This window comes from Hyphomicrobium sp. 01T421 (genome assembly GCF_056398805.1).
In genome coordinates this window covers 121,842-146,615 of the sequence record NZ_JBFTQC010000002.1, presented here as the reverse complement: position 1 = coordinate 146,615, position 24,774 = coordinate 121,842, and the positions used below count along the sequence as shown (strand labels likewise).

The following is a 24,774-nucleotide window of genomic DNA, read 5'->3' as shown; positions in this document are numbered from 1 at the left end:
CTGCCCGTGTCGAGGTGTCGATCCCCGGCTGCCAGAAGCGTCATTTTAGGCCAAAGCCTTGATTTCCGCGAGTGAAAGTTGCCCTGGGACTACCGTTACGGGTACGGCGAAGCCGCCGGTTGCCCGGGCTGTGGCCAAGGAAGCCACCAAAGGACCTGGCCCCTTCGCGTCTATTGAGGCCCCGAGCACCAGGATGGCGATGTCCTCGTCTTCGGCGATAACGTGGTTGATCTCTTCGGCGGTGCGACCTTCGCGCACGACGTCCTCGGTCTCGACGCTCTCAAATCCGGCGTGTGCGAGCTTTCGCCGGAAAAGGCGGAACAGCGCCTTTGCCTTGGTCGTCTCTTCGTCCAGCTGGACCTGGTGGACGCCTGCCCAATGCTGCAACTCGCTCGGCTCGATCACGTAGAGCATGACGAGCAGGCCTGATGAACGCTGAACGCGGCTCGCCGCGTAATAGAGCGCGCTTTCGCCTTCCTGACTCTCGTCGACGACGATCAGGAATTTCCGACGATGGCCTTCTTCGAACGAGCGGCGAGGTTTCATGGACGCGATGCTGCCATTCCTCGGCAATCGCTGCAACGGCCAGTGTCGGTGAATTCGTCAGCTTCTGATGAAGCCGACGATGTCCTTGACTTTACCCATGATGGGGGTTGCGATTTCCCGCGCCCGCGAAGATCCATCAGCGAGAATACGATCGATCTCGGCCGGGTCGGCGGTCAGCCGCTTTATCTCGTTCGCGATGGGTTCGATCTTCGCGACGAGCGCGTCGGCCAGAACCTTCTTGAACGCGGAGAATTGCTGGCCGCCGAATTCGGCCAGCACGGCGTCGACGGGCTTGTCGACCAAAGTCGCATAGATTCCGATCAGATTTTCCGCTTCCGGGCGGCCGGTAAAGCCGCCTTCGTCGCTTGGCAGCGGCTCGGTGTCGGTCTTGGCTTTCTGGACCTTCTTGGCGATCGTGTCGGCATCGTCCGTCATGTTGATCCGCGACAGGTCGGACGGATCGGACTTCGACATCTTCTTCGAGCCGTCGCGCAGGCTCATGACCCGTGTCGCCGCGCCCGTGATGACCGGTTCCGGCTGGGGGAAGAAAATTCCGTCGGCAAAGCCTTCGGCGATGATCGAGGCCGAAAAATCATTGTTGAACTTCTGCGCGATGTCGCGGGCAAGTTCCAAGTGCTGCTTCTGGTCCTCGCCGACGGGAACGTGCGTTGCCCGGTAAGCGAGGATGTCGGCGGCCATCAAGTTCGGGTAGGCGTAAAGACCGACCGATGCCTGCTCGCGGTCCTTGCCGGCCTTCTCCTTGAACTGGGTCATGCGGTTCAGCCAGCCGAGGCGGGCGACGCAGTTGAAGACCCAGGCGAGCTCAGCGTGAGCGCTGACCTGCGATTGATTGAAGAGAATGCTTTTCTTCGGGTCGAGACCGGCGGCGATATAGGCTGCCGTCACCTGGCGGATCGCGTTCTTGAGTTCAGCCGGGTCCTGCCACACGGTGATCGCATGCAGATCAACGACGCAATAAATGCACTCGTGCGTCTCCTGCATTTTGATCCAGTTGACCATCGCGCCGAGATAGTTGCCGAGATGCAAGCTGCCGGTCGGCTGCATGCCGGAGAAAACGCGCGGCGTGATTTTCATTGGAGTACGTACCGTGTTGAAGGGATCCGGCGGCCTTATCGCGTGCGGAGGCTCGCCGCGCAAGAGCGAAGGCTTTTGGCTAATTCTTGTTGCTAGTTCTCGTCGCTAGTTTTGGCGCCGCGTCAGGCGGCCGAGCTGGCCAATGGACATGACGCCCGTGGCCAAAATCAAAAAGCCGAAAACCCCCAGTCCGACGCCGATCTCGAGCGCCAGGAAGGACGCCTTGACGAAAAACCCGCCGCTGTGATCGAGATGAGGCGCGAGGACGTGGCTCGTGCCCAGCAGGGCGACCACCATGGCAACGCTCGAAAACAGGATCAGCGGAATGTTCCGCTTGATCCGCGCGTCGACAATGAAGTCGCCGCGACGCCGCAAGGTCGACCACAGGAGATAGGCGTTGAGCCAGCCGCCTAGGGTGGTGGCGATGGCGATGCCGAGCTGAGGCATCATGCCGAGATGGCGCAACAGGAAGAACAGCGAGATCGAGCCGATCGTGTTCGCCGTGAGGCTGATCGTTGCGTAGCGCATCGGCGTCGTCGTGTCTTCGCGAGCGTAATAGGCTGGCGAGAAGACCTTGATCATCACGAATGCGGGAAGGCCGAGCGCAAACAACGCCAGCACCGATGCCGTAACTTTGGTGTCCTCGGGGCCGAACGCGCCGCGCTCGAAGAGAACGCGGGTAATGTCAGTCGGGATCGCAACGAGGGCGAGAGCTGCCGGGATCGTCAGCAGGAGCGCGAATTCCAGCGAGCGGTTCTGGCTGTCCATCACGCCTGCGGTGTTGCCTAATCTGAGCTGGCGCGAAACGTCGGGCAGCAGCACAATCCCAATGGCGATACCGACGATCGCCAGAGGCAATTCGTATATCCGGTCCGCATAATAGAGGTGGGAAACGGCGCCCGGCTGGAGCGACGCGATGATCGTTCCAATCGCGATATTGAGCTGTGTCACGCCGCCGGAAATAACGCCGGGGATGCCGAGGCGCACGAGCTTGCGCACGTCTGGCGTCAGCCTCGGCCGCCGGAGGGAGAGATGCATTCCCGCACGGCGCATGCCCCACATCAGCAGCGCGAGCTGAAGGAAGCCTGCCGCGAAGACGCCCCATGCCTGGATGATGCCTGCTTCGGGGCCCGCCTTGTAGCCGTACCACAACGCGATGAGCGTCGCGATCATCATGACGCCGTTGAGCACGATCGAAACCGATGCGCTTTCAGCGAAGCGCCCGACGGAGTTCAGCGCGCCCGACATCAACGCGACGATCGACATGCACAGCAGATACGGCATCGTGATCCGTGTCAGGAGCACGGCCAAATCGTACTTCTCCGGATTGGCGTCGAAGCCCGGCGCCAAGCCGTACATCAGCACGGGCATGGCGATTTCCGAAACGAACGTGACGATCAACAGGATGAAGAGAAGGCCCGCCATCGCGTCTTCGGCAAACCTGCGGGCTGCATCCTTGCCGTCGCCTTCGAGCTTCTTGGCGAATATCGGCACGAAAGCGGAATTGAAGGCGCCTTCTCCGAACAGCCGGCGAAACAGGTTGGGAAAACGGAAGGCGACGACGAAGGCATCAGCCACCCATCCGGAGCCGAGGGTCGCTGCAATCAAGATGTCGCGCATAAAGCCGAATACACGGCTCAGAAGGGTCAAGCCGCCGACGGTCGCGAACGATTTATAGAGTTTCATCGATTGAACGGCTTACGGTTCGCGTTTTGCCAAGGCAGCAGGCTGCCCTCTTAAACCGGCTTAGGCCGGCAGACATCCGGCATTTTGATGGTCGGACGGCCTCAATTGTGAGGAGTGGCCGACAAGTCACGTCGAGGCCTCGTTGCATTTGTCCCATTTCGGGCGTTCCGAGGACATTCGCCGCGTCCGTTAGGCGCGGGCGGGTTCAGATGCAGTTTTCACAGGATCGGTGTCCGGATCGAGAACGGACTGCAGCCGTGTCCGGAGCGCGTTCTGGCGCGCTTCGTTGACGATCTGCTTGCCGACGAGATCGGTCACGTAAAACACGTCGACGGCCTTTTCGCCGAACGTCGTTACGTGTGCCGAGGCGATATCGAGAGACAGATCCGAGAGGGCGGACGTCAATTCGTAGAGCAGGCCCGGGCGATCGCGGCCGGAAACTTCGAGAACCGTCAGGCGATCGGAGAGGGCGTTGTTGATGACGACCTCCGGCTCGACAGTAAAGGCCTCGACGCCTCTCGAGCCAGTGCGCCGCTTTTGCAGGAGGCTCGCTAGCTGTTCCTTGCCGGTCAGCAGCCGCTCGATCGTATCGATGATGCGACGTGCACGGCGAAGCTCGTCCTCGTCGTCCCGGAATTCGCGATTGAGCAAAAACGTGTCGAGTGCGAAGCCGTCCCGCGTCGTCGTGATGTGCGCGCCGGCGATATTGGCGCCGGCTGCAGCGCAGGCTCCGGCGAAGAGCGAGAGAAGCCTCGCGTGGTTCGGGGCGAAGACCGTCAGCTCCGTTATCGCGGTGAAGGAATCGGTTTTGATCGCGGTCGCGAATTTCGTCTGCGAACGCATGGCGTCGCGCACGACGTTCGCGTGCTCGATTTGCGTGGCCAGATCGGTTCGGAGCCAATAGTTCTGATAGTGCCGCGCGATGAAGCCGTCGACGTCGCTCGCCGGCCAGTTGAAGAGGGCGTTGCGCAAGGCCGTCTGCGCCTCCTCGATCCGCTCACCGCGCGGCGCTTGCGTATGGCCGCCCGCAACGAGCGGTTCGGTTTCGTGATAAAGCGTGCGCAGGAGCTGACCTTTCCAGCCGTTCCAGACGCCGGGACCGACGGCCATGATATCGGCAGAGGTCAACAGCAGAAGCATTTTCAGGCGCTCCGGACTTTGCACGATGTTGGCGAACGCGCGGATCGTATCGGGGTCGGATATATCGCGCGAATGCGCAAAGTTGCTCATCGTCAGGTGCTCTTGGATGAGCCACGCGACGAGTTCCGTTTCGGCCGCCGTCATGCCTAGTCGCGGGCAGATCTTGCGAGCGATACGTGCTCCGACCGTCGAGTGGTTTTCCTTGCGGCCTTTGCCGATATCGTGAATGAAGGCCGCAACGAGCAGGGCACGGCGATTTTGAAGCGAGGAAAAGACGGCTGTCGAGAGCGGCAGTTCGGCTGCAAGATCGCCGCGCTCGATGGCAACGATGTTGCCGAGCGTTCTCAAGAGATGCTCATCGACCGTGTAGTGATGATACATGTTGAACTGCATCATCGCGACGATGCGGCCGAACTCGGGTAGGAAGCGGCCGAGCACGCCGGCCTCGTTCATGTGCCGGAGCGATGCCTCGGGATTGCCGTGCGCGGTCAGCAGCGAGAGGAAGATGCTGTTTGCTTCGGGATCATGCCGCAGCTTGTCGTCGATCAATCGAAGCGAGCCGCGAAGCAGGCGAATGGCGTCCGGATGGAGGTAAGCGCCGGTGTTCGCAGCCTGCGCGAAGAAGCGGATGAGATTGACTGGATCGCGGACGAACACATCGGCGTCGGCGACGTTCAGGCGATCGTTGTCGATGCGGAAATCGGTTTTCTGGCGGACTTCGCGCCGCATCTTCCAGCTCAGCGGGTTCAGCAGGCGCTTGTAGCCGGGCGATGTCTTCAGCTGCTGCATTTCGAGCGCGCCGCAGAGGATTGTCGTCAGGTCGCCGACGTCCTTGGCGATGAGAAAATAATGCTTCATGAAGCGCTCGACCGCGCGCAGCCCTTCGCGCGACGTATAGCCTAGGCTTTGCGCCATCGCGGGCTGCACCTCGAACGACAGAACCTCTTCGGCGCGTCCCGTCAGGAAATGCAGGAAGCAGCGAACGCGCCAGAGAAAATCTTCGCAGCGGCGGAAGGTCTGCACTTCTTCGGGCGTAAATATTCCGGCTTCAACGGCCGCGGCGCCCACGTCCTGGTTGAAGATGTATTTCGACAGCCAATGCAAGGTATGCAGATCGCGGAGGCCACCCTTGCCGTCCTTGATGTTCGGTTCGACCTTGTAGCGGCTTTCACCTGCGCGCCGCGTTCGCTCGTCGCGTTCGGCCATCTTGGCGTCGATGAACTGGCGCGCCGTGCCGGCGATGACTTCAGAGCGGAAACGATCCTCGAACTCGGCAAAAAGCTGCTTGTCTCCGAGGATGAGGCGTGAGTCGAGAAGGGCCGTGCGGATCGTGATATCGGCGAGGCCGAGCTTCAGGCACTGTTCGACGGTGCGCGTCGCGTGCCCGACTTTGAAGCCCAGGTCCCAGAGCAGATAGAGCATGTACTCGGCGACGCTCTCGCCCCATGGCGTCTGCTTGTAGGGGAGCAGGAACAGGAGATCGATGTCGGAGCCCGGCGCGAGGAGACCGCGTCCGTAGCCGCCGGTAGCGACGATCGCCATTCGCTCGGCGTCGGAGGGGTTGGTTGCGCGATAGACGTGCGTTACCGTGTAATCGTAGATCAGCCTGATCATCTCGTCCTGAAACAGGCTCAGGCCGGCGGCGCATCGTCTGCCGTTGCCGTCTGCTTCAAGCGCGGTTCGCGCAGATTCCCGGGCGTTTTTGAGAATGGTCTTGAGGCTGTCGAGAACCTGAGGGCGTGCTTCAGACGGCGACGGACCCGCATTGAAATGCGCGGTCAGTTCGCGACGCGCCGCGACCGTATCGAAGTAAGGCGGGGGGACCAGCACATTGATTGTTTCGTCGGTCAAGGCTTTGTCTTCTTCTGGGCTTCGGCAAGGGCCTTGAGTTCATAAAGCTTTTCGAGCGCCGCCTTCGGCGACAGTTCATCAGGATGCATGGCGGTGAGCAGCTTTTCAACGGCAGAAGGCTCTTTGACTGTAGCTGCGCCCGTCGGCCGCGCTGCTGAAAACAAAGGCAGATCGTCGATACCTTCATTGTCGACGCGCGGACGCCGATCCGCCTTTTCCAATCGCTCCAAAACCTGACGGGCCCGGGTGACAACGGCGTCTGGCAGGCCCGCCAGCTTCGCGACCTGGATACCGTACGAGCGGTTGGCGGCGCCGGGCTTAACTTTATGCAGAAAAACGATGGTATCCTGCCATTCGGCAACGTCCATCGTGACGTTTGCGATCCCGCCGAGGCGTCGCGCGAGCGCGGTCAGCTCGTGGTAGTGGGTGGCGAAGAGCGCTCGCGCCTTGGTTATTCCGTGCAGGTATTCGACGGTCGCCCAGGCGATGGATAGCCCGTCGAACGTCGCGGTGCCGCGGCCGATTTCATCGAGAATGACGAGGGAGCGCTCGGTCGCCTGATTAAGGATGGCGGCCGTTTCGACCATTTCGACCATGAAGGTTGAGCGTCCGCGCGCCAGGTCGTCGGACGCGCCGACGCGCGAGAATAGCCGGTCGACGATACCGATGTGTGCGGAACGCGCGGGCACGTACGAGCCCATCTGCGCCATTACCGTGATGAGGGCGTTCTGGCGGAGGAAGGTCGATTTGCCGGCCATGTTCGGGCCAGTCACAAGCCATATGCGGGCGTCCGGCAACTCGTCGAAGCCAGGGGGCGCTGCCGCTCCACCCCTGCCCAGGACGCAGTCATTTTCGATGAATGCCGCGCCTTCACTTTTCGCCAGGGCTTGCTGAACGACGGGGTGACGGCCGCCGCGGATTTCGAATGCCGAGCTTTGGTCGGTGATCGGCCGCACATAGCCTTGTTCGAGCGCCAGAGAGGCGAGCGCTGCATAGACGTCGAGTTCGGCAAGTGCGCCTGCCGCCGCGCCGAGCGCCTCCGTTGCCGCTCCGATGTCTTGTGCGAGACTCGCGAAAATTTCCTGCTCCAAGCTCAGCGCACGTTCGCTTGCGGATGCGATCTGGCCTTCGGTTTCGAGTAGCTCGGCGGTCGCAAATCTGACCGCGTTGGCCATCGTTTGTCGATGCCTGAAACGTTCGGACAGAGGCGGGGACAGCAGCGGCTTGGCGTTGAGCTGCGTCACCTCGATATAGAAGCCGAGGATGTTGTTGTGGCGGACGCGAAGCGTCTTGACGCCCGTCTCTTCGATGTAGCGCGCTTCGAGGTCAGCCATCACGCGACGGCTATCGTTCCGCAATGCGCGAGCCTTTTCGAGATCGGCGTTGTAGCCGTCTTTGACGAAACCGCCGTCGCGTTTGAGAAGCGGCGGATCGTCGATGAGAGCGCTGTCGAGCGCGGAAGCGAGCGACGGCGGAACAGCTGTAAGACGCGAGCGGATCGATTGAAGTTCGGGCGGCAGCGGCAGCGGTCCTGTCGCCGCCGTCAGCATGGCGGCAGCTTCTCCGGCCGCATCCAGGGCGTCGCGCACGGCTGCCAAATCGCGAGGGCCACCACGTCCGAAACCCAGTCGGGGCAAGGCGCGGGCGAGATCGGGTGTTCCGCGGAGGAGAAAGCGGAGGTCGTCCATCAGGCGGCGATTGGAAAGCAAGCAACTGACGGCGTCGAGCCTTGCTTCGATAGCGAGAGGATCTGTGAGGGGACTCGATATTCGCGCGAGCAATTCGCGGGCGCCTGCGCCGGTTATCGTCCGGTCGATGGCGCCGAGCAGCGACGACGACTTGTCGCCGGATGACGATTTCACCAACTCCAGGCTCGTTCGGCTCGCCGCATCGATGAAGAGGCAGGCGCTGCCCGTCCGGCGCGGAGCGTGGATGAGCGGCTTCTGGCCCATCTGCGTTAGGTCGACGTACTTCAGAACTGCGCCAATCGCCGCCAGCTCGCGGCGCGAAAACCCTCCGAAGCCTGCGAGATCGGCGACGCCCAAGCAGGCCTTGAGGTCGCGTGTGCCTGCAGCGCTGTCGAAATATGCGGAGGGTATCGGCGTCGTCTTGCCGCCCGAATATTCGACGGCCCTGACGAATGTTTGATCGGCGAGCAGCGTATCGGAGCTGAGAACTTCGCTGGGCGCTAAGCGTATGAGCTCGCCGGCCAAATCGAGCGCCGATATCTCGGCCACCTCGAATTCACCCGTTGAGATGTCGAGCGAGGCGAGCGCGACGCGCGTTTGGGCCGGGTCGCTGGCGAGCGTGCCGGATGACGAGCCAAAAACCGCGGTCAAGTAATTGCTGGCTTTGGCGTCGAGGAGCGCTTCTTCCGTGAGCGTGCCCGGCGTGACGAGACGTACGACATCGCGTTTGACGACAGCTTTGGCGCCGCGCTTTCTCGCTTCAGCCGGATCTTCGAGCTGTTCGCAAACGGCGACGCGATACCCCTTCTTAATCAGACGCTGCAAATATTCATCGGCCCGGTGCACGGGAACGCCGCACATCGGGATGTCATTTCCCCTGTGCTTGCCGCGCTTCGTCAAAACGATCGACAGCGCTTCGGACGCGGTAACCGCATCTTCAAAGAAAAGCTCGTAGAAGTCCCCCATGCGGTACCAAAGGAGGCTGTCCGGATTTGCTGCCTTGATTTCGAGGTACTGCGCCATCGACGGCGTCGCCTCGTAAGAGACGGCCGGTTCACCTTCGCTGTGCGACACTTCGGCTGTCGCCGGCGGCTCCGATTCGGGCGGCCTGCTCTTGCGCTGCACGTCGGTTCTGGACATCAAGTGACTACGTTTCAATTTGCCCCATTGGCTTTGATCGATGGCGCAGCGTGAGACGCTCCATCGCCCCGATCGAAGCGTCGGATATGCATAGGTTGCTGTCCCGTCTGCTGCAACCTATCGTGCCGGCACTTTTTCCCTGATGTGTGGTTCAGCAGCAATGCCGCCCGCAAAAATCGATAAACGGTCCAACAACATGGCCTCCCTTCATCGCGCAGCCCAAGTTACGGCTCAGGAAGCGCTCGCCTTTCACGCGGGCGGCAAGCCTGGAAAACTCGAGATTGCGCCGACGAAGCCCTTGGCGACGCAGCGCGATCTGTCACTCGCTTACTCTCCGGGCGTTGCTATTCCGGTTCTCGCGATCGCGGAGAACCCACGAGACGCATACGCCTATACGAGCAAAGGCAACTTCGTTGCGGTGGTGTCGAATGGCACGGCCATTCTCGGACTTGGCAATCTCGGCGCGCTTGCTGCAAAGCCGGTCATGGAAGGCAAGGCGGCGCTCTTCAAGCGCTTCGCTGACCTCGACGCGATCGACCTCCTCGTCGATACCGCCGATCCCGAGGCCTTCATCAACTGCGTTCGTTATCTCGGCCCCTCGTTCGGCGGCATAAATCTCGAAGACATCAAGTCACCCGACTGCTTCGTCATCGAAGAGAAGCTCAAAGAGCTGCTCGACATCCCCGTCTTTCATGATGATCAGCATGGGACAGCCATCGTCGTCGCGGCCGCCGTCTTGAATGGCTTGAGAGTCGTCGAGAAAGACATCGGCGACGTGAAGCTCGTCTGTGCCGGCGCGGGTGCTGCGGCGCTGGCCTGCCTCAATCTGCTCGTGATGATCGGCGTCAAGCGCGAACACATCACCGTCTGCGATATCGAAGGCGTCGTCTATGAGGGCCGCAAGGAACTCATGGACATCTACAAGGCGCCCTTCGCGCAGAAGACGAATGCGAGGGTGCTGGCGGAGGTCATCGAAGGCGCCGACATCTTCCTCGGGCTCTCGGCGGCGGGCGTGCTTTCGCAAGAAATGGTCGCTGCGATGGGGCCAAAGCCGATCATTTTCGCGATGGCAAACCCTGATCCGGAAATTACGCCGGAAGAAGTGAAGGCTGTCCGGTCGGACGCGATCATGGCGACGGGCCGCTCCGATTATCCAAACCAGGTCAACAACGTTCTCTGCTTCCCCTTTATCTTTCGCGGCGCGCTCGACGTTCACGCAACGACGATCAACGATGCGATGAAGATTGCCGCAGCGGAAGCTATCGCGGCGCTCGCGCGCGCCGAGGTTCCGGACAAGGTCGCGGCAGCCTTTCTCGGAGAACGCCCGACGTTCGGGCCGGGGTACATCATTCCCGCGCCGTTCGACCCGCGGCTTCTGCCGCATGTTTCGGCGGCCGTTGCGAAAGCCGCAATGGATTCCGGCGTGGCGCGCAATCCGATCGTCGATATGGAAGGCTACGTCGCGAGGTTGAGGGGCCGCCTCGATCCTGTCGCAAGCTGGCTGCAATCGACATTCGATGCCGTCCGCAGCGATCCGAAGCGCGTTGTCTTCGCCGAGGGCGAAGATCATGCCGTCATTCGCGCGGCCAACACGTTTCTGCAGCAGGGCTTTGGGCAGCCGATCTTGATCGGTTCGAAAAAGGTCGTCACCGAGCGGTTTCGCGAACTCGGCATACCGCTACGAAAAGAATTCGCGTTGATCGACACGACGGCGTCGCCGTTCCTCGAAGAGTTCTCGGATTTTCTCTATTCGCGTCTTCAGCGCCGGGGATATCTGAAGCGCGATTGCGAACGTCTCGTCACCAACGAGCGCAATGTGTTCGGCGCGTTGATGGTGGCGCACGGCCATGCGGACGCGATGGTTTCCGGCGTCACGCGCAACTGGACGAGCGTCTATTCCGACGTTCATCGCGTCATGGATCAAAAGCCGGGACGTCACGTGATCGGCGTCTCGCTGGCATTGAACCGCGGCCGCGCCGTTCTCATCGCCGACACCAGCATCCATGACATGCCGACTTCAGAGCAGCTCGCCGATATCGCCGTCGAAGCCGCGCGAGCCGCACGTGCCTTTGGTATCGAGCCGCGTGTCGCGCTGCTCGCTTACTCGAATTTCGGGCAGCCGAAGAGCGAACGCACGGAGAAGGTTCGGCAAGCGGTACGTATTCTCGACGAGCGTCTTGTCGATTTCGAGTACGACGGCGACATGGCTGCCGACGTGGCGCTCAATCGCACGCTTATGGATCATTATCCGTTCTGCCGTCTGTCGGAGACTGCGAACGTTCTCGTCATGCCGGCCTTTCATGCCGCATCGATTTCAACGAAGATGCTGAAAGAGCTCGGAGGCGCGACGCTCATCGGGCCGATCATCGTCGGTCTTTCGCATCCGGTGCAGATCTGCACGTTCGGGTCGACCGACGCCGATGTCGTCAATATGGCAGCGCTCGCAGCCTACGGCGCCGGCCGCACGTAAGAGCGGCTGGGCCCGCTCAGGCGTCGACGGCTATCCGGCTCTTCGTTTCAGTCGGCGTGCCATAGTGCTCGAAGTAGCGCGGATCGATATTGGCGACCGGCATGATCACGAGAACGTCCGTCGTGCCGAATTGCTTGTCGAGTACGGCGCCGTCGCCGAAATACGCGCCGAGACGCAGGTAAGCCTTGATCAGGGGCGGCATCGCCTTCAACGCGGCTTTCTGGTCGAGGTCGGCCTCCGGCATGCGGTTCATTGGGATATAGAGATGATCCTTTGCGCGGCAGCGCCACTCATCGGGAGCCAATGCCCGGTGGTGAAGAAAGCTCAGCGCCATTCTGTGTTCATCGAGGTCGATGCCTTCGAAGCTCGCGCAGCCGATCATAACGTCGATACGATTTTCGCGGACGTACGTCCAAAGACCGTGCCACAGAAGTTCGACCGACCGTTTGCTGCGATAGGGCGAGAGGACGCAAGAACGGCCGAGTTCCATGAACCGGTGCGTCGACGATTTGCGCCGTAGAAGCGGCGAAATATCGTATTCGCTTGCCGAATAGAATCCGGGGCCGCGTTCGGCGACTTCCTGGCGAAGGATACGATATGTGCCGACGACCTTCGGCCTTTCGGGACGTCCGGCGCGTCCCGGTTTCGTCTGATCGATATCGACAACGAGAAGGTGATCGCAGAGCGCGTCGTAGGCGTCCTCGTCGCGGCGGCGAAACTGCGCGAGCCTCGTCGGGACGGCCGACATTTCTTCGTAGAAAACCTGATAGCGAAGGCGCTGCGCGAGCTTTATTTCCGCCCATGTGCGGGCCAAGCGAACCTCGAGGTTGCCGACGCGGCCGTAGATTTTGGGTTCGATGTCGCGGGCCAATCCCGTGAGGCGAAGCGCCGGCGTCTTCACGGCGCCCAATGCTGCGAGCGCTGCCGGAAACTTCCCGGGAATGCCCGGCCGCCGTCTACCCCGGTCTGCGATCGACTGCCACATAGTGCGCGCATCCTTCCTCAGTTCCTGAGATGGCGCTACCACGATTCCGTGACAGTTTTTAGATTCGATGAATGCCTATCAGGAGGCCGGGGTGGCCGCGCTACGCGACGGAGCCGTCCATCTGAGCAGCAAATCATGGAGATCGCGGGCGTCGAACGGCTTCGCAAGATAGTCGTCCATTCCGGCCATGCGGCAGCGCTCGCGGTCTTCAGGGAAGGCATTCGCGGTTAATGCGATGATCGGCGGGCAGGAAGGGCCAATGGCTTTCCGCTCTGAATATAGGGCCTTGATCGACTTCGTGGCCGTGAGGCCATCGATGTCGGGCATCAGCAGATCCATCAAAATCAGGTCGAATGCCGGGCGTTTGTGCTCTAGCGTTTCCCAGACGACCCTTATTGCGGAGCGTCCGTCCTCGACGACCGTGGGGTTGCCGCCCGCGCGCTCGATGACCTTGCAGGCGAGCAGGGCGTTGATCTGGTTGTCTTCGGCGACGAGGACGCTGAAGGGGCGCCGGTGTTCGCAGCGGCCCGCGTCGCCGGATCGTTCGCCGGTGCTGGAAAAAGATCGCACGGCAGCGCCGCCCGGATTACCTCCGCGTTGGAGTTCCAACACAGCCGTGAAGACGGCGCCCTTTTCAGGATCGCCGCTGGCGACGATCTCTCCGGACATCGCTTGGGCGAGCCGCTTCGAAATCGCGAGGCCAAGGCCCGCGCCACCCGGATGGCTCGTTGCGGTTTCGCCTTGCTCGAATTCGTCGAAAAGCCGGTCTGCGGATTCGGAAGAAAAGCCGATGCCGGAATCGGCGACTTCGATCGCGATACGCACCGCGCCTTGGGATCCGGCTGCTTTATCCGGGGCCAACTCGGTCCTCACGGCAACGCCGCCGGTGTTGGTGAACTTCACGGCATTCGAAAGCAGATTGAGGACGATCTGGCGGACGCGCATCTCGTCTCCACGCACCCATTCGGGCACATCGCCGGACATCGTGCAGGTGAACGCGAGTTGTTTCGCGGCGGCGTCCGGCGTCATGAGCTGCATCGCCAGAGCGATACAGCTCTGCAGCGAGAAGTCTTCACTTGCGAGATCGAGTTTTCCGGCTTCGATCTTCGAGAAATCGAGAATGTCATCAAGCAGGATCAGCAATGCACGCGCCGACTCTTCGGCGATGCGCGCATGCGTCTGCTGTTCGGCATCGAGGCGCGTATCGCGCATGAGGCTCAGCATGCCGAGGATCCCGTTCATCGGCGTTCTGATTTCGTGGCTCATCGCAGCGAGGAACCGCGACTTTTCTCTGCTAGCGGCTTCGGCACGGTCGCGGGCGTCTTTGAGATTTTCCTCGATTTCACGCGCGACGGTGACGTCGTGTCCTACGCTTTGGACTTCGATCTCGCCGGTCTCGCCTCTGACTTCGCTCGTTTCCCACGCAATCCATCTCTTGCCGTGGCGCGTCCGCAAAAGTTCGAGCGTACGCCGGCCCGAGGAGGACGATCCTGCGAGTGGCTCGGTCCTGACGACGGGGGGACGGTAGATCGAGCCGGTGATGTCTTCGGCGCGGATGTCAAAGGCGTCAAAGAAGGCGCGGTTCGCGAACCTTAAGCGGCCATCGAGCGAGCGGCGAACGACAAAATCGCGCTGCGCATCGAGAAATTGGCGGTAGCGAATGGCGCTGTCGGACAACTGCCAATGCGCGTCTTTTATTTCTTCAAACTTGCGGATGCCGTCGCGTCTGCGCAATCGCGCGCCACGGGCGACGATCTCGGTCCACGGGTGAGATATCAGAATACCGGCGACGGCGCCGGCGACCAGCAGCGCGGTTCCGGCCAGAACAGCTGCGAGGCCCAAATCAAATTTGGGCCAGCTTGCCGTCAGTCCGCCGGCGAGCAAGATCACCCCACCGAAAAGTGCTATCGCCGCATACGGGCGTGATGCTTTGACCGCCTCCCGCCTGAGGCGGGATGACGGTTTTGCGCCCACACCCGCCTTAACGGGCCGCGCGTAGACCGGTTTTTGCAACAACGCTTTTGCCCCTGAATTCGGGGCGACAGTCGGCTGCCGGTATTTTACAGAATCTAAAGAGACGTGGTTAAGCCGGAAGGACGGTGCTCAAAAAATGTTGGTTGAAAGCTGCCCGTTGCCTTCACGCTGACACGATGAAAATCAAACGCGGCGTAAATCGTCGTCCGTCAACTTGCGCGCCGCTTCCTCAATCATGAGCGGAACACCATTCCTGATCGGAAAGGCCAAGCCAGCGGCCTTGCTGATGAGTTCCTTCGCCTTGGCGTCGTATACAAGCCGCGTCTTCGTCAAAGGACAGACGAGCAGTTCCAAAAGTTTCGGATCGACGGCATTCGCGGCGTCGCCGGATGCTTCTTCGCTTTCGCTCATCGACGCTCTCCGTACTATTGCAGCGTCGTGCCGCTGCTGCCGTTCGAGGCCAGATCGATTTCCGCGAGCGCGACGAGCACTTCGGCGCGGGATCTCAGATCCTTCGCTTCGAGAAGGGCCTGTTTCTCTTCGGGCCCATACGGACACATGACCGACAGTGCGTTGATGAGAAATTCGTTCGACGCGCGCTGGATCGTCGCCCAGTCGGTTTTCAAGCGGTTCGCTTCAAGATACGTTTTCAAGACGCGCAAGAGGTTTTGACGATCGACGAGCTCTTCGCCGAGACCTTCGGTCAAGTCGCTCGCAAACTTGTCGTAGCTGACGCTCATGATGCGATAGGGCATCTCGGTTTCGGCCTCGCCGACGCACTGGAAGCGCGTGATGCCGGTGAGCGTGATGATGAGGCGTCCGTCGTCGAGTTCCTGATACGAGGTCACGCGGCCCGCGCAGCCGACGGAACGTAGACCGGCCGTCTTTTCGACCGGGCTCTCCTGATCGTCGTCGCTCGACACGATCGGCTGCAGGATGCCGATGATCCTGGCGCCCGACATCACGCCGTCAATCATCTCGAGATAGCGCGGCTCGAAAATATTCAGCGGCAATGTCGCGCGCGGAAGCAGAATCGCCCCACGAAGCGGAAATACCGGAATTCTCGGGGGCAGGTCGGCTGGACGCCGGTAGCGTTCCGTGAGCGTCAAATTCGGTCGTCTCCGCTTTGTGCCGAAAAACTAACTGAACAGGATCGATGCGAGCTTCCGCCGGCCGTCTGCGACGAGCGGGTCCTTCGGGCCCCACGCGTCGAAAAACTGCAGGAGTTGTTTGCGGGCCGCCTCATCGTTCCAGTTCCTGTCCATCCTGACGAGATCGAGCAGAAGTTCAAGGGCCTCTTCCCTGTCGTCCCTGGCGGCCAGCCCGACCGCCAAATCGAGGCGGGCTTGATAGTCGGCCGGATTTTTAGCCGCCCGTGTCCGCAAGGCGGTGAGGTCGGTTGTGTCGGCGCCCTTCTCGGCCAGGAGAATAGCGGCTTCGATGCCTTTGACGATGGCCAGCTCCCGTTTGTCAGGCGGGACGAGGGCGAGGGTTTGCTTGGCGCGCTCCACGTCGCCGCTTTTCATGTAGCAGGTGGCGAGGCCGGCCAAGGCTTCGGCGTTGGTTCTATCCTCCTGAAGGACGGACGCGAAAGCTTCGGCCGCGCCCTGCAGGTCGTCCTGCTCGAGCAACTCTTCGCCGGCCTTCAAGATTTCGGTAATGCCGAGTTCGGCATCATCGGCGACGAGCCGGTCGATGAAGGTCTTGATGGCGCTTTCCGGTTGCGCGCCGACAAATCCATCAACCGGCTGGCCGTCGCGGAAGGCGTAGATCGTCGGGAGCGATTGCACGCGTAGCTGCGCGGCAATCGCCTGATTTTCGTCGACGTTGACTTTCACGAGGCGAACCTTGCCCCGATAACTGCGGACGACCTTCTCGATCAGCGGTGTCAATTGCTTGCACGGCCCGCACCACGATGCCCAGAAGTCAACAATAACCGGGACCGATTTCGACGCGTCGAGAACGTCCGCCTTGAAGGACGCGGTCGTCGCGTCCTTTACGATGTCCGCCGCGCCCGGGGCGCCGGCGAATTCTTTGTCACCGAATACCATTGACCCAATCTCCTCGCCGCCGCTCAGACCTTCAAGATGCGGTCAATACCATGACATGGGGATCATGGCCGGTTGTTTGAATGAACCGCAAAAGATCTTCCCGTGCAATGTTCGTGGTCGCGGTGTTCTCGAGCGGGTGGCAGTTGATGGTTTCCGCGGCCATGAGAGCCTGGTCAAACACGATCTTCACGCGCTGCGCAGTGTCGTTGATGGCGGCAAAAGCCGTTACGGCGCCGGGGGTCACGCCAAGCGCTTCCAGCAGCAGTTCCGGCTTGCCGAACGAAAACCGGCCCGCGGGAAGCCTCTTCGAGAGCGCTTTGAGGTCCACGCGCGTCTCGGTGTTGGCGATCACAAGGAAGAGCGCTCCTTTATCGTCTTTGAGGAAAAGGTTCTTCGTGTGCGCGCCGGGGAGCGCGATCTCGATCGATGTGCTGTCGGCGACAGTAAAGGCGGGCGGATGCTCGACCGTCTTCGTCGGAATTCCGAGGTGATCCAAAACCGAGAAAAGTTGCTCGCGCGTGTGGGGCATCGATGGGGGACTCATGCTGAGATCGGGACGTTATCATTCGGATGGATGCAAGTTGCGAGGAGGGTCTTACATTATGTCTCAACCGGCGCCCGCATTCTCGTTGTGAAGGGGCCTTGCATTGGTTTCTCACTTGCGCCATAAGGCGGGTCTTCCATCGCCGCAAGGCGCTGATGCTGCTGGACATGCGGGTGTAGCTCAGGGGTAGAGCACGACCTTGCCAAGGTCGGGGTCGAGGGTTCGAATCCCTTCGCCCGCTCCAGTATCTTCAAGGGGTTATAGTATCTCCCCTTAAATCGGTGAAAACGCTTGGTGCCGCGTCGGCGTTGCTTAAGGCGTCGCGCCTACAAGTCGGCTTAGGCCTCCCGTTTATTAATGTGCCAACCGGATGCCGACGCAGCCAAATCTCCGTACGATAATTGGATGCCGGTCAAGCCACTCGGCTTGCATGATGCGAGATCCCGTGGGGCTCTGATACGGCGTGGCGTTGTCGCCCGGAGTGAATGTAACTTCTCGGCATTTTGGCCGGATCGGCAAACGGGCAAAACGTTGTGCCGATCTCTAGCAAAGCGGTGATTCGCCGGGTACACACGTCCATCATTTGAAATCGAGAACGGTGCTTCTCTCAAATCGCGCGTCGGGGATTGATCATGAATTTCGCCAAGCTTTTTCGGGCATCGCGCTCGCCCAAAGCTGAAGCCGTTCGCCTTACCCGTACCATGCCGCTGCTCGAATTGCCCCCGGCTGACGTTCTCCTCGCCGAGCTTCACGCGCTGGCAAGAAAGCAAGACCCAGTTTCAAGATACTTTGAGGCCTACGCTACGGGCACGTTCAAACATCCGGACGGCCGCACCGATGAACTCGGTGCCGTCAAGATGGACCCCGGTGCGATTGCCCTTCTTTCTTACCTCATCCGTAAAAGCCCAACGCCGCTAAGCGTTGAAGTTGGGTTCGGAATGGGATCGTCTTGCTCGGTTCTTCTCAGCACGCTTGCGGACAGCCAGCGTGACTTCGAGCACGTCGTTTTCGATCCGTACGGTCTCGTGAACGGACGCGGCACTGTCGTCGAAGCTTATCTTCAAGAGAGGTTCGCGCCGAAGTTTCGTCGCGTTCGTCAGCGGTCGGAGATTGGCTTGGGCCAGCTTTACGCCGAGCGCGGGCCGGCCACGGCGGGATTCGCGTTTATCGATGGCTCGCACCTTTTCGAAAACATCATGGCAGACTTCGTTTTAGCGGATCTACTTTGCGCGCGAGGAGGGTTTATCGCTTTCGATGACGCTCGCTATCCCGCAATCGAATCCGTCGTGAACTACATTGAAGCCAATCGGCCGGACTACGCGGTCATGCGTTTGGCCGCCACGAACCTTTCCATCATTCAGAAGGTGGCCGCCAATAAGCGTGAATGGTTCAGCTTCACGCCGTTTGAAGTCCCAAACCGCAGAGACTGGACGCCGGGTCCGGCGTAGATCGTTCGTCTGCTGACGGATTGATCAAGGCATAAGCAGGTGTTCCGACCCTTCCGACATGGCTGCGGTCCGGACTGACCGCCTTTCAGAATACCTCCTGAAATCAGCACGGATTGTGCAACGCCATATGGTGCGAATCATTTCGTCGCCCATGCAACACTCCAATTCGAGATAAGTCGACCACCGCTCGCTTTACGAAAACGTATGGAAAGCGGACGAGGCACCGTCGCTATAGGTAGCTCCTCACTTGGCGTCAAAACGACGCTCGTAACCAAGGAGAGAAGCCTCATGAAGACTACGTTGGGTGTCGCCCTCGCGGCCGTCGCGATGGTTCTTGGAGCCGGGATTGCAAACGCAGCTTCGGTCAGCAGCGACGTGAACACGCTTAAGCTCATTTCCGGCCAGTCGCCGGTGGCCCAGAACGTCTATTGGCGGCATCACCGCCATTGCTGGTGGAGACACGGGCATCGTCACTGCCGCTGGTAGTAGTTCAAGTACGGCGCCCACGGGGCGCCGTATTTCTATCGCCGCAACGCCGTTCTTGAGACTCGCTCACGACTCCCTGAAGCCATACACTCGGAGGAAAATGCACCCGCGTTGATAGGAAAGGGTGCAACAGTGTTGAAGCGCTCCGTGCAGTTTCTTCAAGCGGCATTGGCCTGCGGAATTATGGTCGTCCTTATCTTCAGCATTCCGATGCTAATGGCGGCAACTCCCATACACTTCGATATCTCCTTCACATCTCCGCGGGCATTGTCCGCCGCATTGGACGCTCAAAATCCATAAGGGCTGGCGCGAGATACGAAACCGGCCCCAATCGGGGCCGGGGTCGATCGCTTATCTGTAATAGTAACGGTGATGGCGGCGGCGATAGTAATAGTCGTCATAGGGATAATCGTCGTAATAGGCGTAGTCGTCGTAATAAGGTCCGTAGAACCCGATTGCCGGACCCCATCCCCAACGACCTCCGCCCCATCCGCGATGGCCCCGCCAATGGCCACCGTATCCGTGGGCAAACCCGCCATGACCGAAGCCGTGACCGAAATGACCGCCGTGTCCGCCCCGCGCTTCGGCACTCGCCGAGAAGCCGGCGACGGCAATGGCCGCTAACGCGCCGCCGAGAGCTTTCTTCCAACCGTCCATATCGAACTCCCATTTCAATTTGCGAAACGACCTCATTGATCGCTCTACGCAAATAACTGGGATCGGCCGGCGCTGGTTCTAATGCGATTGCCGCAATGCTGCTTCGCAGATATGGCATCGACAGCCAATACCCGTGCTATTTCCGCACTTATTCGGTGTCAGTTATGCAACTTGCCGCTGAAGCACGCGGCGAATTTCGCAATTGAACAATGCGGTAGGCGGACGTTCAATTTGAGCGCTGGGAGCGGACGGCGGGGTTTACCTCGATCGCACCCAACCGTATCCGCCTTCGCGCACAAGAACGCGCTCGCGCTGGACCGAGATGACAGCGGGGTGATTCACGACTTCGGCTACGGCCGGGCGAACGACGATCGATCTGTTGATCACGCCGTGGACGGGTGGCTCATAAACGCGCGTGGCAGTTGCGGGTCTGATCAGGACGGCTCGCCGGGCGACGCCGTAGGTGGCGGGCGTCACGTAGATAATGCGCCGAGCCGGACTAACGACGACGTCTCTCGCGATCGTTTTCGTAACAGGCGGCGTTTTCACCTTGCACAGCTTCTCCCTGCCGTCGGGTCCGCTGCGACGTTCCCAGGCAAAGCCGCCGGGTGAGACGACGACAGTCTGCTCGACGCGCCGCGTGACGGGCGGAATGAATTCTTCGCGTTTGGTTTGTTGGCTGACGATTGCGCGCTCAAGTTTCGTGCCGTAGACGGGCGGCGTCGTCACTGTTCGCCATTTGCCGGGACGCATGACGACCGGAACGGCGACGTTTCTGACAACGGCAGGCGTCGCCAAAACTTCGCGCCAGCCGGGCCGGACGAGCACGTGGCGTGTTCTGGTCGTGTAGACGTCGGGAATTCTGACCTTGTCGTAGCAGGCGACGGCGTGCTCCCCGCAGCGACCGCTGGAGGCGGCAGCTGGTCCTGTCGCCAATACAACCAGCGACACAAACAGCGACGCGGAGACTGAAGCCGATACTGCAAACTTCCGCATTCCTGACCTCACGAAGTCCATCAAACTGCCTTCTCCGTGCCCACGAATTCGTCGAAAATCTCAATAGATGTCTGGTGATAAGCCGAGGCGTCAGACTTTCGGCGGTAATTTCAAGTATTCGGGCGGCAAGTTCAGGTTACCGCAAAGGCTACCTGCTTCGCAGGTTTGGTCCGCAACTTGGTAAAGCCGTTAGCTGTTACACGGGCTGAAGTATTCGCGGTGTCGCTTGAATGCCATCGGGAAAGCCCATACCAACATGCGAGTTGCAAACTCCGTATCGGTACGTCCACTAGCGGCTGTCGAATGGGATTCTGTTCAATCATGGGGAACGTCAAATCATGATCGCAATGACAAGAACTTTCATTGCCCGACCGATCGCGTTCCTCGCGATCATCGTGGCGGGCCTCTCGATGGCGGGATGCGGCGTCAACACCATTCCGACTTACGAGCAACAAGCCAAGGCAGCTTGGAGCGAAGTGCAAAACCAGTACAAGCGCCGCTCCGATCTCATTCCGAATCTCGTTTCATCCGTGAAAGGGTTCGCGGATCAGGAGAAGAGCGTTCTGACCGAGGTCACGAAAGCCCGCGAGCAGACGACGAATATCCAGTTGCCTCCTGACATTTTGACGAACCCGGAAGCGATGAAGAAATTCCAGGACGCGCAGGCAACGCTCAGCGGCGCTCTCGGACGCCTCATGGCGGTCGTCGAACGTTATCCCGATATCAAGTCGGGGCAGAACTTCCTGGCGCTGCAAAGCGAGCTTGCCGGCACGGAAAATCGCATCGCCATCGCACGGCGCGATTACATCGAAGCGGTGAGAAAATATAACACCGAGATCTCGACCTTCCCCGGCCGTTTGTGGAAGGTGGCGCTTTATCCGCAGGCGAAGGAAATGGCGACGTTCGCTATCTCGCCTGAAGAACAGAAGGTTCCGAAGGTCGATTTCAGCAAGCCATAGCGCTCGAAGCCTGCAACTTTGCTAGGAACTCGTCCGATGGCTGGCGCTTTCACCGCCGCTCGGTCTTTCACGCTGCATGATGGGCGTCGCGCGTTGCTGCGCGCGATGCTGATCTTGCTGTTTGCGGCGTTGTCCGTGCTCTTCGCGCCGGCTTTCGCCGAGCCCGTTTATCCAAATCTCTCCGGTCGCGTGACGGATGAGGCGGGTCTGCTGACGCCCGAAGACAAAGCCGAGATCGAAAAGGATCTCGCGGCGCTCGAAGATACCTCGACCGATCAGCTTGCCGTCGTCACCGTTAAATCCTTGCAGGGCTATCCGATCGAGGATTACGGCGTCGGCTTGGGCCGGAAATGGGGGATCGGTCAGAAGGGCAAAGACAACGGCATTCTCCTCATCGTCGCGCCGAACGATCGCAAGGTTCGTATCGAGGTCGGCCGCCGGCTCGAGCCGTTCATGACGGACACGATGTCGTCGCTCATCATTCAGAACGCCATTCTTCCGAAGTTCCGGCGTGGCGACTATGCAGGCGGCATCAAGGACGGCATCCGCGATATCAAGTCGGTTGTTCTTGGCGACAGCGAGGAAGTGAAGCGTCGCGCCGAGGGCGGGCGGACGCCCGAAGACGATCCGTGGGCGATCGTCCACCTCGTCATTTTTCTGATGATCGTCGCCTTCGTCCTCTGGGTCAATTACCGGCAGGCGCAAGCGGTGCAAGCGGGAATGCCCGGCTCGCGGCGGCGCGGCGGCGGCGCCGTCATCATTCCAGGCGGCTCGGGAAGTTGGGGCGGCGGGTGGTCCAGCGGCGGCGATAGCGGCGGTGGCGGATGGTCCGGAGGCGGCGGCGATTTCGGAGGCGGCGGCGCTTCGGGAAGCTGGTAGGGGCAAACAAATTCGATGCAAAAAGGCGGTCGCGCGCGATGAGCTTAATCAGTGCCAACGACGAAGAGCGCATTTCCGCAGCCATCACGGCGGCGGAGCGCAAAACGTCGGGAGAGATCGTTGCCGTCGTTGCGGATCAGAGCAGCCGCTATCAGCATATCCCGTTCATGTGGGCCGCGCTCCTGGCGCTCATCATTCCCTGGCCGTTCATCCATTTCACATGGATGCCGGTGCAGACGATCTTTCTCATTCAGCTTCTTGTCTTTCTTGGCCTGCTGGCGCTCACGTGGCATCCGCGCGTGCGTATCTCGCTCGTGCCGAAGGCGATTTTGAATGCGAATACGCGTCGGCGCGCGAGCGAGCAGTTTCTCGCGCAGAACCTGCACACGACCGAGGGCCGGACCGGCGTTCTTCTTTTCGTGTCGCTCGCGGAAAAGCGTGTCGAAATCATTGCCGATAACGGCATCGATGCCCTGGTTCCGAAGGGCACTTGGCAGAAAATCGTCAATCAGCTGACGGCGGAAATCGGCGCGGGGCGGGCGGTCGATGGTTTCGAGCACGCTATAAAGGAAATCGGCGATCAGCTGGCCGAGCACTTCCCGCCCGGCGACGCCGATCCGAATGAGCTTCCCGATCACCTTATCGTCTTACGGAGCTGACACACTTCCGGGCTAAGTGACGTGTGGCGCGGCCGGGCGGATCGAAGAGGGGAAGACATGGCGACGATCGATATCAGCGGTTCTGACGAGCAAGCGTCGCCTGTTGCGACGGGCGACGTGGTCCGCGCTCCCCTCCGCGCTCGCGTTTCGTGGATGCTTTATGATTGGGCCGTGCAGCCGCATTACACGCTGGTGCAGACATTTCTGTTCGGTCCCTATTTCGCGAATGCGATCGTGCAGAATTCCACTTGCGGCACGTTGATCGCCGAAGGCAGCGAGAAGGCCGCTTGCGGTCAGGCGCTGTGGGGGTATGCGGCCGCTGTCGCCGGACTGCTGATCGCGATACTCAGCCCACTATTGGGCGCCGCTGCCGATGGGCGCGGCTCGCGGAAGCCATGGATGGCCTGCCTGTCGCTCGTATTCCTCGCGGGCCTCAGCGTTCTTTGGCTCGGCGTGCCGGATGCAAATCTGACGACCATTCTCATCGTGCTCGCGGGTTTCGTTATGGCGACGCTCGCCGCCGAGCTGATGAGTGTTTTCTCGAACGCAATCATGACGGGCCTTGTGCCGCGCGAGGAGCTTGGCCGATTGTCCGGCACAGGCTGGGCGGTAGGCTACTTCGGCGGCCTCGTCAGTTTGGCGCTCGTTGCCGGCCTATTGGTGCCGATGCCGGGCGAAGCGACGACGCTTCTCGGGCTCGATCCGCTCTTAACGCTCGACGGCGGCGCGCATCAGGGCGACCGCATCACCGGGCCGTTCGCCGCGATATGGTTCGCTATCTTCATCATTCCATTTTTTCTCTTCGTGCCGGACCGGCGCAGGGCTGTTAGCGCACATCCGGAGCGTTCAGCGACGGCCGAGCTTTGGGACACGATCAGGTCCCTTCCCACGATGCCGAGCCTTCTGATCTTTCTGATCGCGCGCATGCTCTACACGGACGGGCTCACGGCCATCTTTGCTTTCGGCGGCATCTACGGTGCGTCCGTCTTCGGCTGGGGCGCGCTGGAGCTTGGAATTTTCGGGATCATCCTGACGCTCGTCGGCGCATTCGGTGCGCTATTTGGCGGCTGGCTTGATGATCGTTTCGGACCGAAGACCGTCATCGTCGCCGCGTTGTTAGCGTTGATTGTGGGCGCACTCGGCATTCTGTCGGTCGATAAGAATCACATTCTTTTCACGACGGCAGTTGCCGAGAAGGTTGTCGGTGCGAAGCCGTTTTCGTCACCCGGCGAGCAGGTGTTTCTTGCCTTCGCCATCCTCGTCGGCGTCGTCGCCGCGCCCGTTCAAGCTGCCAGCCGGTCGCTGCTCGCGCGCATCGCGCCGCCCGAGAAGATCACGCAGTTCTTCGGGCTCTTCGCGTTTTCAGGAAAAGTAACGGCGTTCCTGGCGCCGCTCGCCGTTGCCTTCGTTACGCTGCAGACCGGCAGTCAGCGCATCGGCATGTCGGCCGTGCTGGCCTTCCTCGCCATCGGCGTCGTGATGATGCTGTTCGTGCGGACACGTCCAGCCCAGTGAGACCG

Annotated in this window: 20 protein-coding genes and 1 tRNA gene; 8 read left to right on the top strand and 13 right to left on the bottom strand. The window is 60.7% G+C overall.

Annotation, left to right across the window (positions count from 1 at the left end):
* Positions 1–45: 45 nt before the first annotated feature.
* From AC1DK3_RS14945 to mutS, 5 genes are all read right to left on the bottom strand, one after another.
* The gene (locus AC1DK3_RS14945; protein WP_477193051.1) at positions 46–546 is read right to left on the bottom strand and encodes a universal stress protein; all 501 of its coding nucleotides are present in this window, start codon (positions 544–546) and stop codon (positions 46–48) included.
* Between the two features lie 57 nt (positions 547–603).
* Positions 604–1,641, bottom strand: coding sequence for a tryptophan--tRNA ligase (gene trpS, locus AC1DK3_RS14940; protein ID WP_477193050.1), 1,038 nt, complete (start codon positions 1,639–1,641; stop codon positions 604–606).
* A 105-nt stretch (positions 1,642–1,746) separates the two neighbouring features.
* Complete coding sequence (gene murJ / locus AC1DK3_RS14935; protein WP_477193049.1) at positions 1,747–3,327, bottom strand: murein biosynthesis integral membrane protein MurJ; 1,581 nt, start codon at positions 3,325–3,327, stop codon at positions 1,747–1,749.
* 189 nt (positions 3,328–3,516) lie between these two features.
* A complete protein-coding gene (locus AC1DK3_RS14930; protein WP_477193048.1) occupies positions 3,517–6,318 on the bottom strand; it encodes a [protein-PII] uridylyltransferase in 2,802 nt (933 codons plus the stop codon).
* Positions 6,315–9,146: a DNA mismatch repair protein MutS gene (gene mutS, locus AC1DK3_RS14925; RefSeq protein WP_477193047.1), complete on the bottom strand. Its 2,832-nt coding sequence runs from the start codon at positions 9,144–9,146 to the stop codon at positions 6,315–6,317. The genes AC1DK3_RS14930 and mutS overlap by 4 nt, the downstream gene beginning before the upstream one ends.
* Before the next feature lie 196 nt (positions 9,147–9,342).
* On the opposite strand from mutS, the gene AC1DK3_RS14920 reads away from it, so the two are divergent.
* Entirely contained in the window at positions 9,343–11,616 is a 2,274-nt protein-coding gene (locus AC1DK3_RS14920; RefSeq protein ID WP_477193046.1) for an NADP-dependent malic enzyme, read from the top strand.
* A 16-nt stretch (positions 11,617–11,632) separates the two neighbouring features.
* Here AC1DK3_RS14920 and olsB read toward each other — a convergent pair whose 3' ends face one another.
* From olsB to AC1DK3_RS14890, 6 genes are all read right to left on the bottom strand, one after another.
* Positions 11,633–12,601: a l-ornithine N(alpha)-acyltransferase gene (gene olsB, locus AC1DK3_RS14915; RefSeq protein WP_477193045.1), complete on the bottom strand. Its 969-nt coding sequence runs from the start codon at positions 12,599–12,601 to the stop codon at positions 11,633–11,635.
* A gap of 78 nt (positions 12,602–12,679) precedes the next feature.
* Positions 12,680–14,617: an ATP-binding protein gene (locus AC1DK3_RS14910; protein ID WP_477193044.1), complete on the bottom strand. Its 1,938-nt coding sequence runs from the start codon at positions 14,615–14,617 to the stop codon at positions 12,680–12,682.
* A 141-nt stretch (positions 14,618–14,758) separates the two neighbouring features.
* A complete protein-coding gene (locus tag AC1DK3_RS14905) occupies positions 14,759–14,986 on the bottom strand; it encodes a Trm112 family protein (protein WP_477193043.1) in 228 nt (75 codons plus the stop codon).
* A gap of 14 nt (positions 14,987–15,000) precedes the next feature.
* On the bottom strand, positions 15,001–15,684 hold the full coding sequence (locus tag AC1DK3_RS14900; RefSeq protein ID WP_477193042.1) for an LON peptidase substrate-binding domain-containing protein: 684 nt from the start codon (positions 15,682–15,684) through the stop codon (positions 15,001–15,003).
* A gap of 30 nt (positions 15,685–15,714) precedes the next feature.
* Positions 15,715–16,626 carry a thioredoxin gene (gene trxA / locus AC1DK3_RS14895; RefSeq protein ID WP_477193041.1) on the bottom strand — a complete coding sequence of 304 codons (912 nt, stop codon included), beginning with the start codon at positions 16,624–16,626 and terminating at the stop codon, positions 15,715–15,717.
* A 31-nt stretch (positions 16,627–16,657) separates the two neighbouring features.
* A complete protein-coding gene (locus tag AC1DK3_RS14890; RefSeq protein WP_339086620.1) occupies positions 16,658–17,155 on the bottom strand; it encodes a prolyl-tRNA synthetase associated domain-containing protein in 498 nt (165 codons plus the stop codon).
* 184 nt (positions 17,156–17,339) lie between these two features.
* Between AC1DK3_RS14890 and AC1DK3_RS14885 the strand changes: the two genes are divergently transcribed.
* The 3 genes from AC1DK3_RS14885 to AC1DK3_RS14875 all read left to right on the top strand — a co-directional run bounded on the left by AC1DK3_RS14885 (position 17,340) and on the right by AC1DK3_RS14875 (position 19,104).
* Positions 17,340–17,414, top strand: a tRNA-Gly gene (locus AC1DK3_RS14885).
* Positions 17,415–17,802: 388 nt separating this feature from the next.
* On the top strand, positions 17,803–18,618 hold the full coding sequence (locus AC1DK3_RS14880; protein ID WP_477193040.1) for a class I SAM-dependent methyltransferase: 816 nt from the start codon (positions 17,803–17,805) through the stop codon (positions 18,616–18,618).
* Between the two features lie 288 nt (positions 18,619–18,906).
* Positions 18,907–19,104: a hypothetical protein gene (locus AC1DK3_RS14875; protein WP_477193039.1), complete on the top strand. Its 198-nt coding sequence runs from the start codon at positions 18,907–18,909 to the stop codon at positions 19,102–19,104.
* Between the two features lie 351 nt (positions 19,105–19,455).
* Here the strand turns inward: AC1DK3_RS14875 and AC1DK3_RS14870 are convergent, their stop codons facing one another.
* Both AC1DK3_RS14870 and AC1DK3_RS14865 read right to left on the bottom strand, forming a co-directional pair.
* Positions 19,456–19,797, bottom strand: a complete 342-nt coding sequence (locus AC1DK3_RS14870; protein WP_477193038.1) for a hypothetical protein — start codon at positions 19,795–19,797, stop codon at positions 19,456–19,458.
* 222 nt (positions 19,798–20,019) lie between these two features.
* On the bottom strand, positions 20,020–20,757 hold the full coding sequence (locus AC1DK3_RS14865) for a hypothetical protein (protein ID WP_477193037.1): 738 nt from the start codon (positions 20,755–20,757) through the stop codon (positions 20,020–20,022).
* A 338-nt stretch (positions 20,758–21,095) separates the two neighbouring features.
* On the opposite strand from AC1DK3_RS14865, the gene AC1DK3_RS14860 reads away from it, so the two are divergent.
* From AC1DK3_RS14860 to AC1DK3_RS14845, 4 genes are read left to right on the top strand one after another with little or no spacing between them, the layout of a single operon-like run.
* Positions 21,096–21,716 carry a LemA family protein gene (locus AC1DK3_RS14860; protein WP_477193036.1) on the top strand — a complete coding sequence of 207 codons (621 nt, stop codon included), beginning with the start codon at positions 21,096–21,098 and terminating at the stop codon, positions 21,714–21,716.
* A gap of 36 nt (positions 21,717–21,752) precedes the next feature.
* Positions 21,753–22,595 (top strand): TPM domain-containing protein, encoded by an 843-nt coding sequence (locus AC1DK3_RS14855; RefSeq protein WP_477193035.1) that lies wholly within the window; start codon positions 21,753–21,755, stop codon positions 22,593–22,595.
* Between the two features lie 38 nt (positions 22,596–22,633).
* Positions 22,634–23,254 carry a TPM domain-containing protein gene (locus tag AC1DK3_RS14850; protein ID WP_477193034.1) on the top strand — a complete coding sequence of 207 codons (621 nt, stop codon included), beginning with the start codon at positions 22,634–22,636 and terminating at the stop codon, positions 23,252–23,254.
* A gap of 57 nt (positions 23,255–23,311) precedes the next feature.
* Positions 23,312–24,769, top strand: a complete 1,458-nt coding sequence (locus tag AC1DK3_RS14845) for an MFS transporter (protein ID WP_477193033.1) — start codon at positions 23,312–23,314, stop codon at positions 24,767–24,769.
* Positions 24,770–24,774: the final 5 nt, after the last annotated feature.